Origin of the sequence: Ferrovum myxofaciens, from assembly GCF_000735045.1 — a bacterium.
Taxonomy (GTDB): domain Bacteria; phylum Pseudomonadota; class Gammaproteobacteria; order Burkholderiales; family Ferrovaceae; genus Ferrovum; species Ferrovum myxofaciens.
Map to the genome: position 1 here is coordinate 1 of NZ_JPOQ01000078.1, position 10,966 is coordinate 10,966.

11 protein-coding genes are annotated in these 10,966 nt (G+C 51.7%); 7 read left to right on the forward strand and 4 right to left on the reverse strand.

Annotation, left to right across the window (positions count from 1 at the left end; genetic code table 11):
• Nucleotides 1-629 precede the first annotated feature (629 nt).
• Nucleotides 630-836 (forward strand): hypothetical protein, encoded by a 207-nt coding sequence (locus tag IV91_RS0109910; protein ID WP_031597990.1) that lies wholly within the window; start codon nucleotides 630-632, stop codon nucleotides 834-836.
• Nucleotides 837-905: 69 nt separating this feature from the next.
• Here IV91_RS0109910 and IV91_RS0109915 read toward each other — a convergent pair whose 3' ends face one another.
• Nucleotides 906-2,018 carry a fatty acid desaturase gene (locus IV91_RS0109915; protein ID WP_031597992.1) on the reverse strand — a complete coding sequence of 371 codons (1,113 nt, stop codon included), beginning with the start codon at nucleotides 2,016-2,018 and terminating at the stop codon, nucleotides 906-908.
• Nucleotides 2,019-2,121: 103 nt separating this feature from the next.
• Here IV91_RS0109915 and IV91_RS0109920 point away from each other — a divergent pair, with 103 nt between their 5' ends.
• The 6 genes from IV91_RS0109920 to IV91_RS0109945 all read left to right on the forward strand — a co-directional run bounded on the left by IV91_RS0109920 (nucleotide 2,122) and on the right by IV91_RS0109945 (nucleotide 7,949).
• On the forward strand, nucleotides 2,122-2,940 hold the full coding sequence (locus IV91_RS0109920) for an SDR family NAD(P)-dependent oxidoreductase (protein WP_035417698.1): 819 nt from the start codon (nucleotides 2,122-2,124) through the stop codon (nucleotides 2,938-2,940).
• A 138-nt stretch (nucleotides 2,941-3,078) separates the two neighbouring features.
• Nucleotides 3,079-5,217 carry an adenosylcobalamin-dependent ribonucleoside-diphosphate reductase gene (locus IV91_RS0109925; protein ID WP_031597996.1) on the forward strand — a complete coding sequence of 713 codons (2,139 nt, stop codon included), beginning with the start codon at nucleotides 3,079-3,081 and terminating at the stop codon, nucleotides 5,215-5,217.
• Nucleotides 5,218-5,265: 48 nt separating this feature from the next.
• Nucleotides 5,266-5,958 carry a TSCPD domain-containing protein gene (locus tag IV91_RS0109930; protein ID WP_031597997.1) on the forward strand — a complete coding sequence of 231 codons (693 nt, stop codon included), beginning with the start codon at nucleotides 5,266-5,268 and terminating at the stop codon, nucleotides 5,956-5,958.
• Nucleotides 5,959-6,031: 73 nt separating this feature from the next.
• Nucleotides 6,032-6,922 carry a LysR substrate-binding domain-containing protein gene (locus tag IV91_RS0109935; RefSeq protein ID WP_031597998.1) on the forward strand — a complete coding sequence of 297 codons (891 nt, stop codon included), beginning with the start codon at nucleotides 6,032-6,034 and terminating at the stop codon, nucleotides 6,920-6,922.
• 40 nt (nucleotides 6,923-6,962) lie between these two features.
• Nucleotides 6,963-7,346 carry a hypothetical protein gene (locus IV91_RS0109940; RefSeq protein ID WP_031597999.1) on the forward strand — a complete coding sequence of 128 codons (384 nt, stop codon included), beginning with the start codon at nucleotides 6,963-6,965 and terminating at the stop codon, nucleotides 7,344-7,346.
• 30 nt (nucleotides 7,347-7,376) lie between these two features.
• Nucleotides 7,377-7,949, forward strand: coding sequence for a sugar transferase (locus tag IV91_RS0109945; RefSeq protein ID WP_031598000.1), 573 nt, complete (start codon nucleotides 7,377-7,379; stop codon nucleotides 7,947-7,949).
• Here the strand turns inward: IV91_RS0109945 and IV91_RS0109950 are convergent.
• Genes IV91_RS0109950 through IV91_RS0109960 form a run of 3 tightly spaced genes read right to left on the reverse strand, consistent with a single transcriptional unit; the run spans nucleotide 7,943 to nucleotide 10,615 of the window.
• Nucleotides 7,943-9,388, reverse strand: a complete 1,446-nt coding sequence (locus IV91_RS0109950) for a mannose-1-phosphate guanylyltransferase/mannose-6-phosphate isomerase (protein ID WP_031598002.1) — start codon at nucleotides 9,386-9,388, stop codon at nucleotides 7,943-7,945. The two genes, IV91_RS0109945 and IV91_RS0109950, sit on opposite strands and share 7 nt — an antisense overlap.
• Before the next feature lie 25 nt (nucleotides 9,389-9,413).
• Nucleotides 9,414-10,304, reverse strand: a complete 891-nt coding sequence (locus IV91_RS0109955) for a metal-dependent hydrolase (RefSeq protein WP_197456480.1) — start codon at nucleotides 10,302-10,304, stop codon at nucleotides 9,414-9,416.
• Complete coding sequence (locus IV91_RS0109960) at nucleotides 10,301-10,615, reverse strand: DUF2934 domain-containing protein (RefSeq protein ID WP_031598006.1); 315 nt, start codon at nucleotides 10,613-10,615, stop codon at nucleotides 10,301-10,303. The genes IV91_RS0109955 and IV91_RS0109960 overlap by 4 nt, the downstream gene beginning before the upstream one ends.
• Between the last annotated feature and the right edge of the window lie 351 nt (nucleotides 10,616-10,966).

A 10,966-nucleotide genomic window follows, 5' to 3' on the forward strand; every position in this document is an offset into this window, starting at 1 on the left:
CTCTTTTGTAACAGCACATCTCTGCACCATCACCCCACTCAAAGTAACCTAACGGTTATTTCTTCGTGAGCACTACAATTTATTACTCCCTTGTAGTACCCACACCTATCGGTATCAAATTTTTAAAGAGCAATCAGTTTTGCCTGTTTCGCTGCATTTGTGCAACGAAAGATCGCCATTATACAGAGCCCACAGGGCATGTCAACACTACGGGCAATCTTTTTTCGGGAAGTGCCGGGCCATTCCCGGAAACCCACCCACAGATACATTATAACCTGTTGAAAAAAATTAGTTTTATTTCTAAAAATTGATTATCCGAATCTGAAATCACATAGGAACTTTCTTCTATGTGCCAGACAAAGTCGAATATCGCCCCTGATTAAAGGGTCAAGACCGACCCTGTCACTCAACAGCCTGATGAACATTTGTCTGCCTGGGACCTCGATCCACACAACCAACTCCACTGTCCTTTTGGCAATCAGTCAATTCTCTGTCAACCTTTTTTTTGATGGGACGTTGTTGGTATGTGGCGCATGTGACGGATTTTACCAGTTACAATAGTGCCGCCCCTTTTGGGCAGTAGTTTTTGTTATATGAAGTTATCACTCTCGACAACAAAGGAAATCACCATGATTCGTTCTACTCTCATCGCCGCCCTGCTGGCCACATTCACCGCTACCGCCTTTGCTGCTGACGCTGCTCCTGCTGCTGCCGATGCTCCTAAAGACGCTCCCAAGAAAGAATCCAAGAAAATGAAACATCACCACGCCAAGAAAGCTGACAAGAAGGCTGCTGCTCCTGCAGCTCCTGCTGCAGACGCCAAGGCTGCCAAGTAAGTTTACTGAAGAAGTGAAAAGGCGACCCGCGGGTCGCCTTTTTTACGGGTTAAAGAATCGGATTCAGAATCATGCCCCGAAACTTGCCACAGGCTGACTGGTGCGCTTGCCGTCAAAATCGAGCCAACAACGTGACTTGAAATCGTAGAGTTTGCACAGACGGGCCGTCTTGAAGTACCAAGCCCATGAAAAAGGTTGCACGACAATTCGACCGGGCAAATGGTTCTCCAGAAAATCCTGCGCTTCCTTCAGGCGATACAACGGAATGCCCATGTCCAGATGGTGTGCCGTATGTTCCATGATATGGTGCATCAATGCCCCCACCTTGAAACGAAAAATCAGATGCACCGTGGTAGAAACAAAGGGCTGAGCCTTCGTCCACTCGACCTTGTTGTCATACCACGCGACGCGGGTATGCGTGTGATGGGCATAAACCACGAACCCAATCATGAAATTCCAAAACACGAAAGGAATCAAAAAACCCGTGAACTCAGTAAGCCACAGACTTTGGTGTGTCACATGTGCCATGACCGCTAAAATCACCACCCATACCAATCCAAACGCTGAAACCAAAAGACCGTCCCAAACGAAGGCTGGACGTTGCGCGCCCATGTAGGTTTTCGTCGGAAAGTACATGCGCAACCACCACATTTCCACGAAATAGTAGAGACCAGGCACCATTCCACTCCGATAAATTCGTTCCAGCCATTGGCGGCCAGGGGAAAGAGCCTGATACTCTTCCAACGAATAGGGTGCCCAGACAAAATCAAACCCCTTCAGGTTGGTTTGTCCATGATGTACCAGATTGTGACCAATATCCCACAAACTGTAAGGGGTTAGAGAAGGCAGGAACGCGATTCGTCCCAACACCCGGTTCAACTTGCGGTGGGGCGTCAAACTTTGATGGCAGGCATCATGCCCTAGAATGAAGAGGCGACCGATCACAAAGCCTGCAACCATGCCTGCCAGAATTTTGGCAATGCCGGATGAAAACCAGAGGGTAGCCCAAACCGATCCAAAAAACAGAGCGAAATCAAAAATAATCATGAGAATGGGCAAGGCAGTACGCTTGCCGCAGAGGGGAACCAGCCATGAACGAACCAACTTGCGACCAGGAAATGGCTCAGCAGGATCGATGATGGGTATGGGTTCGGGAGATAATGTGGTCGAATGATCTACCATAGTTACTGTATTATCCTGTCTGATGACAATGGTGGCGAGTATTCTAACTGATTTCAAATGTCTCCGTATTTGATTGAACGCAAACCCCTGGAGAGAATAATTCATGCGCCTCCTCCCCCCTATGAATCCTCCGCTGACCAAATGGTTCAATCAACGCATCTGGATCATTGGAGCCACCCGCGGGATTGGCGCAGCAGTGGCCCGTGCCTTGGTCCTCAGAAACGCACGTCTCTGCCTTTCTGGCCGTGACCTTTCGGGTCTGCAGGCATGGCATGACACCCTGACTCCCGAGCAAAAAACGCGCACCACCTTAACCGGACTGGATATTCGTGACCCACAGACCATTCAAAAAACCGCCCATGACTTGTCCCTGGCTTGGGGGGGTATCGATCTGATCCTGATCGTCGCGGGGATTTATGACGGTATCTGCGCCCCAGACCTAACCCTTGATCAGATGCCTTTGATTGCAGATACGCTGCAGACCAACCTGCTCGGTCCCTATCATGTGCTGGCTGTGGTACTTCCTCTGTTGCGCCATCAAGGATACGGACACCTTGCTTTTGTCAGCAGCGTGGCAGGCTACAATGGCCTACCCAGAGCCTTGGCCTACGCACCCAGTAAAGCCGCCCTCAATAACCTGTGCGAGGGGTTATACTTTGAACTCCGTCCGCACGGCATCGGTGTTTCGCGTATCTGCCCGGGTTTTGTGGCCACGGACATGACCTCCCGTGCAGACTATTTCATGCCCGCTTTGATGCAACCCGACCAAGCGGCCCATGAAATTCTTGCGGGACTGGAACGCGGAGACTTCGAAACCCACTTCCCTAGACGCTTCACGACGCTGCTCAAAATCGCGCAATGGCTTCCACGACGCCTCTATTTTTATCTGCTTGCTCGAGCCATTGCCCGCAGCACACCATGAGCATTTTATTGACCACCCCACACAAATAGTGGTAATCTCCGAGCATAACCACTACATCTTGTGGTTTTATAAGTTTTTTTATTTTTTCTGTTTTTTCAGACCACTACATCAAACCGACTTTTTTCACTGAGGATATCCATGCTGAGCGCTGTCAAGTCTCCTTCCCTGTCGCACCCAGAGGTTCCCTTACAAGTCGTTTCCCTGGACATCTGGGACAAAAAGTATCGCCTCAAAAATAAACAAGGGGAACCGGTCGATCAGCAGATCGATGATACTTTCAAGCGCGTTGCTCGCGCCTTGGCCGATACGGAAGAGAGTGAAGACAAACGGACCCTCTGGTACGACAAATTTCTTTGGGCCTTGCGTCGGGGGGCCATTCCCGCCGGTCGAATCACTTCGAATGCTGGAGCACTGGAACATAAACCGGCCACCAGCACCATCAACTGTACTGTTTCAGGCATTGTGGAAGACAGCATGAATGGCATTCTGGAAAAAGTTCATGAGGCCGGCCTCACGCTCAAGGCAGGATGTGGTATCGGTTACGAATTTTCCACTTTGCGCCCCAAGGGCGCTTTCGTGGCGGGTGCAGGAGCCTATACTTCTGGCCCCTTATCCTTCATGGATATCTACGACAAAATGTGTTTCACCGTGTCTTCTGCAGGAGGACGAAGAGGCGCTCAAATGGCGACCTTCGATATCTCCCACCCTGATGTGTCCGATTTTATCAAGGCCAAACGTGAGGCGGGACGTTTGCGCCAATTCAACCTGTCCTGCCTTATTACCCGTGAATTCATGGAGGCGGTAAAAAAGGATCAGGACTGGCCCTTGGCTTTCCCCATTAGCCAGAGCGAGGCCGATTCCCTTGATGTTGCCTCAGATAAGGAGATCGTATGGCGCGATTGGCCCAGTCATGAAAAAAAATATGTGGGACGGGCGGATGGCAAGATCGCCTGCCGTATCTACAAGACACTCAAGGCTCGCCGTCTGTGGGATGTCATCATGTCTTCCACCTATGATTATGCCGAACCTGGTTTCATTCTTATCGACCGGGTCAATGAAATGAACAATAACTGGTGGTGCGAAAACATTCGCGCCACCAACCCCTGTGGAGAACAGCCTCTGCCTCCTTATGGCGCATGCCTGCTGGGGTCCATCAATTTGACACAGTTTGTACGTTGTCCCTTTACTGAACAGGCTCGCTTTGATTGGGCAGAATACCGGGAAGTGGTGCGCATATTCACCCGAATGCTCGACAATGTGGTGGACATCAATGGCCTGCCACTGCCCCGACAACGGGAGGAAATCATTCGCAAACGTCGGCATGGCATGGGTTATTTGGGGTTGGGTTCGACCCTCGCCTTGTTGCGAATGAATTATGGATCCCCCGAATCCCTGACCTTCACCGAAGAAGTGACCCGAGTCATGGCTGAAGAAGGTTGGGAAGTCGGGTTGGAACTGGCCGCAGAAAAGGGGCCGGCTCCCATCATGGAAGAAACCTTCGTCATCACCTCTGCCCTGCTCGCACAACGGCCTGAAATGGCCAAGGATGGCCTGAAAGTAGGGGACAGCGTGCCAGGAAAGGTTTTATTGGGGCGCTATAGCCGTTACTTCCAGCAGTTTCCCGAGACACTACGCGAACGTATTGCTACTCAGGGCGTCCGCTTTACCCATCACACCTCCATTGCCCCTACGGGAACCATCTCTCTCTCGCTAGGAAATAACGCCAGCAACGGGATCGAGCCTTCTTTTGCCCACCATTACAGCCGTAATGTCATTAGAGAAGGCAAAAAATCCAAGGAAAAGGTGGACGTATTTTCTTACGAATTGCTGGCCTACCGCTCCCTCATCAATTCCAAGGCCATGCCCTACGCTCAGGATGAGGATACCCGTCTGCCAGACTATTTCGTCGATTCCTCTGTCATCTCAGCCCGTGCTCATGTGGACATCCAGGCTGCTGCCCAGAAATGGATCGACAGTTCCATTTCCAAGACCATCAACATACCCACGGATTATCCCTATAGCGAGTTCAAGGATATCTATTTTTATGCCTATGAAAAGGGATTGAAGGGATGCACCACCTTCCGTTTCAACCCCGAGGCCTTCCAAGGGGTACTGGTCACTGAAAAGGATTTGGAAAATACCACCTACCGTTTCACCCTGGAAGATGGCAGTACCCTTGAAGTCAAGGGCAATGAAACCATCGAGTATGACGGTGAATTGCACAGTGCCGCCAACCTCTATGATGCCTTAAAGGAAGGATACTATGGAAAGTTCTGAAATGTGGCTCACTGCTCTCCATGTTCACCACTCAAGGAAAAACCCATCATGACACTCAAAATCGACAAAAAGATCGTGGGATATACCGTTGTCACGGAAGAACCGCCCACCGCTTTTTCCACTCCGGAAACCACCCAACCTCTGGCGCCTATTCACCAGTTGGGTGAACCTCTCTCCCGCCCAGAAAAATTGGTGGGAAACACCTACAAGATCAAGACCCCCGTGACGGATCACGCGCTATACATCACCATCAATGACATTGTCATGAATTCTGGCACGCCTCAGGAACATCGTCGTCCTTTTGAAATATTTATCAATTCCAAGAATATGGAGCATTTTCAATGGATCGTGGCGCTGACCCGCGTGATGTCCGCCGTGTTCCGAAAGGGGGGAGACATCACATTTCTGGTGGAGGAATTGCACAGCGTTTTCGACCCCAAGGGGGGATACTTCAAAAAAGGTGGAAAATATATTCCCAGTCTGGTGGCTGAAATTGGTGAAGTTCTCAAAGAACACTTGATGGAAATTGGTATGCTCGGTCGTCCCGAACCCGATCCCCAACAAAAAGTTTTTCTGGAAGAAAAACGGCAGGAATTTATTGAACGCCATGCATCAAACCAGCCCCAAGAAACAGGCTTCCCTGAAGGCGCCTCCCTGTGTACCAAATGTTCCACCCAGGCCGTGATTAAAATGGATGGATGCCTGACCTGTCTCAACTGCGGGGACAGCAAATGTAGTTAATGGAGCGACGAAAGACCGACATGGGTTGGCAAGGTTGTATACTGTTCGCTGATCGTCGTCTTTTATCCCTTTGATGAGAAAACTCCCTTCGCTTCATGCGGTCCGAATTTTCGAGGCCTGCGCCCGGGTCCTGAACTTTTCTCTGGCGGCACGGGAGTTATGTCTGACTCACAGTGCCGTCAGTCATCAGATCCGGCAGTTAGAGGATTGGATCGGGCAGCCTCTCTTCACCCGCCACGCGGCAGGCGTTCAACTGACTCCCGCAGGACAAACCCTGCAACGAGCAGCCACCCAGGCTTTATCCACTCTGGAAGAAGCTTGTCACCAGTTACTTGCATCTCCTCCCGGACAGACCCTGACCTTGGCGGCACCGGGGGGCTTCATGGCGCTTTGGCTGATTCAGCGACTGGAAAACTTTGAGCAGCAACACCCTCATATCCGTTTACAATTACAAACTCAGGGAACTTTCAACGATTTGGTCACGGATCGCATCGATGCTCTCGTGGTCAGTGGCTGCCCCCCCTGGCCTCATGGCGTTCAAGGACAGACTCTTTTTTCCGACCGCGCCGGTCCCGTGTGCGCTCCAGACTGGTCTCCTCTGCCTCACACAGCCACCGATCTTTCTGGCCAACCTTTGCTCTACACTCTGTCTCGCCGCAATGCCTGGACCGACTGGGCAGAACTTAACGGACTGGAAAACCCACGCTTGCATCTGGTGCGTCACTTCGATAATTTGCAATTGATGCTGGAGGCGGCTGTGGCAAAGTTGGGTATTGCCATTGCGCCGGAACGTCTGGCCCGACGGGAACTCACCCAGGGTCGCCTGGTTGCGCCTCTGGGTTTTGTTCAAGGTCCTTCGGAATTTGCCCTATGCCTTTCCAGTCACCGCGCAGAGGACCCCCTGCTGGCAGCCCTAAGCCAGTGGATGGTCACTCAAGCCCAAGCAGAATCTCCCTTGCCATGATCCTTTTTTCCATGGTTTTTTTCCTCGAGACCCAGTCCTCATGCTAACGCCCTTTGTTCTGGCCTGTCTCAGTTATGCCCTCATGCTGGTGGCCTTTTACAACCCCCGCAAACGCAGTTTCCATATACCCGTCATGCTTGCCACCATCCTGTTCGACGTTGCCATGCCCGTATTTCTGTATACCCATCGTCGCTGGTGGCATCGTTTAATCGATCAGGAGGATATTTTTTCTTTTGGCGTCTGGATGCATTTCGGACTACTCATCACGCTCTATGCGCTAGAAGCCGCCCAAATCTGGAGTGCCCGAAAAATTCTGGCAGGAGACCCCTCGGCCAGAGCAACGCACCACCACCAGGCCCGTGCCCTCCTGATGGTACGCGCGTTGGTATTGATCACCGGGGGCATTATGGCCGACCCAACTTGAACCATGCCCCACTTTTCCGCCAATTTGAAGATGCATGAAAAAACCAAACGACTATTTGACCTGCTAACAGGCTTGGGCGTGCTGGTTTTATTATCCCCCGTGCTATTGGTTACAGCCCTGCTGGTACGCCTGACATCTCCGGGGCCGATCCTTTACTGGTCGCAACGGGTAGGCAGGAACAACCGGCTGTTTTCCATGCCAAAATTTCGCACCATGCGCCTGGGTACGCCCGCCGTGGCCACTCACCTCCTGAAGAATCCGGATCAGTATCTGACCCCGGTGGGCTCGCTGCTGCGCAAAACCAGCCTGGATGAACTCCCTCAACTGTGGAGCATCCTCACGGGAGATATGAGTTTTGTGGGACCTCGTCCGGCGCTGTTCAATCAGCAGGATCTAATCGAGCAGCGCACTGCCTGTGGAGTCCACCTTCTGGTTCCTGGGTTAACCGGCTGGGCACAGATCAACGGACGCGACGAAATCCCCATACCCAAAAAAGTGGCTTTGGATGCCTACTACCTTACCCATCGATCCCTGGGACTGGATATACTCATCCTGTGGCGCACAGTTGTGCAAGTTCTGCGCCGCGAAGGGATCACTCACTGACGACCATAGACATCGCCGTAACGCACGATATCGTCTTCGCCCAGATACCCCCCGGACTGCACCTCGATAATCTCGAGGGGAAGGGTTCCCGGATTGGAAAGACGGTGGACCTCTCCTTGAGGAATATAGGTAGACTGGTTTTCATGAAGCAAGAAGGTCCGGTCCCCACAGGTCACTTCTGCGGTTCCCTGCACCACGACCCAATGCTCTGCCCGATGATAATGCTTTTGAAGGCTGAGACTGGCCTTCGGTTTGACCTGGATCCGCTTGACCTTAAAGCGTTCCCCCTCATCGATACTGTCGTACCATCCCCAAGGTCGGTATACCTTGCGGTGCAAGTTATGCTCCTCTCGCTTCTGCTGCTGAAGGGCTGTAACGACCTGTTTGACCTTCTGACTTTGAGAACGATCTGCCACCAGTATGGCATCCGGTGTCTCCACAATCACGAGATTGTCTACGCCCACCGTGGAAACCAGGCGATAAGTGGCATGAACCAATGAATTCCGGGTATCCACCAGCAAAACATCACCCTGCGTGACATTGCCCTCAGCATCTGCCGCATTTACCTGACAGACCGCATCCCAAGCGCCAAGATCGCTCCACCCCGCCTGCAGTGGAACCATTCGGACAGGAAAAGATGAACCGGGACACCGTTCCACAACAGCATAGTCCACCGACTCACTGGGTACCTGAGCGAAGAATTTTTGATCCGGCCTTGTGAACATCCCATCCACCGAGCGTTTTTCCCAAGCCGAGCGAACGAGTTCCAGAATATCAGGACGAAACTTGCCCAAAGCAGCGAGCCATACGCTCGCCCGCAGCACGAACATGCCACCATTCCAGGTGTATTCCCCGCTCTCGAGATATCTTTGTGCCGTATCAAGGTCTGGTTTTTCTGTAAATTGACCCACTTCCCAGGTTCCTTGCAGATCAATCTGTCCTGTATGCCGAATATAGCCGTATCCCGTCTCTGGACGATCCGGGGGAATCCCCAGAAGAACCACCCCCCCCTGAGCCGCCGTTCTGATACTGCGTCGCACCGCCTCAGTAAAGGCACTGCGTTCTGCCACGTTTTGATCGGCGGGCATCACCACCAGAATAGGGTCTTCCCCAGAGGACTGGGCTTGAAGCGCGGCCAAAGTCAATGCTGGAGCCGTGTTCCGCGCCACAGGCTCAAGCAAAAAATGTGCTGTCTCTGCAGATTCCGTAGCATTCAGTTGATCAAGCGCCAAAAACCGGTGATCCTCATGCATGACCAAAAGCAAATCATCCAGATGAATGTCCATGCCTGCAAGCGCACGTGCTCGTACCACCGATTGTTGAAAGAGACTTTCCTTTCCCGTCAGGGAAAGAAATTGCTTGGGAAAACCCGCACGGGACAAAGGCCAAAGGCGCGTCCCCGAGCCTCCGCAAAGAATGACCGGAACTATGTTATACATTTCTCGCTGGATTCCAGAATATAGATTAAAAAGAAACAGTTCCGCCCGGCTTAAGTTCCAGAACTTTGGTCCGCGTCGGCCCCAGGGCTTTGATAAATTCCTCCGGGGTCCCCTTCAAGAGAGGAAAGGTTCCGTAATGTACGGGAAGAACATAGCGTGCATGGATCCAGTAACGCATGGCAAAAGCCGCTTCGACAGGATCCATGGTGTAATTCCCCCCAATGGGGATCACCACCAGATCGGGACGATAATAATCGCCGATAAATTTCATGTCGCTGAATAGCCCCGTATCGCCCATGTCGTAAATTTTGAATCCATTCTCCAACTCGATCACATAGCCTACCGGTTCTCCACCATTATGAATCTCATGCTGACCTGTCGCAGGATTGAGCCAATCCAACTCGGAACTATGCTCGGCGTGCACCATCGTAATATGGATATTGGGGCCTATGGGAGTGACCGTTCCCGACTTGTTCATCCCTGGAGCCAGTTCGGCAGGCAACACCCCCAACGTCACCAGGGATTGATTCATTCCTGCCGGACCAATCAAGGGAATATGATACTTTTTGGCCAAAGCAGGCCCATCACCCAAATGATCCCCATGGGCGTGGGTTACCAAAATCAGATCCACCTTGCCCAAATTATCCAGATCCTTATATTTTTCAGGTGTTTTCGGGTTTTGCGTAATGAAGGGGTCGATCAGAATGACTTTTCCGCCAGGAGTGGTTAAACGAAGTGCCGATTGTCCCAGCCAAAGCAATTCCAACTTTGGAAGTGCTCCAGAAGCATCGGGGTTATGAATGACAGGAAGGTCTTCTGCACTGACCTCCTGGCAACCCCAGACTCCGCTTGCCAGCATTACCATCCCCACCAAAATCTTCCGCCAACCTTTAAGCATGCCTGACTGATCCTTCATACGCCCTCCCCTTTCACGGAATACTCAGCCTCAAACCAGTCCTGCAACTCAAAACCCGAAACAAATCCTCGTTTCTCGGCAAGAAAGTAAGCTGCTGTGGCCACAGACTCTTCTCGCGAAACGGAGGGAATTTGAACCACGGGTTCACTCGGCTTCTCGGTCTTGAGAGTTTTTGCCCTGGGAGTCTTTGCAGCAACAGCCTTCGTGGTGGAGGTCTTTGCCGCGGGAGTCTTTTCAGCAACCGTCTTCGTCGTGATTTTTCCAGATTTTACCGACTTGCCTGATAGTTCTAATTTTTCTGTTTTTTCCATGTCACAACTCCTAAAATGGGATACCTACCGATAGAAGAACATCAACGGGACCTCTCCTCCTTCCCCAAACCAACGGGTCCCATGGACGTCACTAGAGTATTTACTCCAGAGAAATGAGTTTTGTCAATTTTTTTGGTTTTCGCCAGACAAGTTGCGCCCACTGTACGCAAAAGTCACAAACCCGGTTGGTGGAATTCCAGAGAAATCTCGATTTAATGCACGGCCTTTGACATCCTCCCCGGCATGAATGCCGGAGATTCCTACGGCGCTACACAAGGGCAAGCCCCTGTGTAGTCGCTTCGGCGGGTTCCTGCTTCACGGAACGGCCTGATTGCGCCAATTCTCCACAGG